Consider the following 740-nt stretch of genomic DNA (forward strand, 5'->3'; position numbering starts at 1 on the left):
CAATTTTTAAGAAATTTTCTTTAAAGTCTGATTGGTTAGTTTAAGTAAAACATAAATTTTGTAAATTTAAAATTAATTAAATATGAATGGAATAATGAATGGTAATATAATAATAAATATTGATAAAGGTAGAAATATTTTTCATCTTATTAATATTAATATATCATATCGAAATCGAGGATATGTTCCTCGTACTCAAATTAATATAATTGTGATTATGATTATAATTGTTATTGAAATGATAGATTTAATAGGACTAAAAAATATTATAGTTGAAATTATTCTTAAAATAAGTATTCTTAAATATTCTGATAGAAAAATTAAAGCAAATCATCCTCCTATATATTCAACATTGAAACCTGAAACTAATTCGGATTCTCCTTCTGCAAAATCGAATGGTCTACGATTAGTTTCTGCTAAACAAGAAGATAATCATATAATAAATAAGAGAATATTTCCAAAAAAAAAGTATAATATATACTGAGATTCTTCTATTTGAGTAAATGAATAGGATTGAGATAATAAAACTAAAAATAAAATGATTATGAAAAATGGTACTTCATAAGAAATTATTTGTGCAACTCTTCGAATAGATCCTAAATGACAATATTTTGAATTAGTTGATCATCCAATAAGTAGAATGAAATATACTCCTATTCTTGATAAAATAAAAAATATTAATAAATTATGTTTAATGTCAATTAAGGTTGAAAAATTATATATTATTAATGGGATTATGC

1 pseudogene is annotated in these 740 nt (G+C 21.1%); it reads right to left on the reverse strand.

Going from position 1 to position 740, the window contains the following annotated elements:
* Nucleotides 1-330: 330 nt before the first annotated feature.
* Nucleotides 331-591 (reverse strand): annotated as a pseudogene (locus AB6A65_RS16400) (NADH-quinone oxidoreductase subunit H).
* Nucleotides 592-740: the final 149 nt, after the last annotated feature.

The sequence above is a fragment of the Rhodosalinus sp. FB01 genome, from assembly GCF_041365715.1.
Taxonomy (GTDB): Bacteria; Pseudomonadota; Alphaproteobacteria; order Rhodobacterales; family Rhodobacteraceae; genus Rhodosalinus.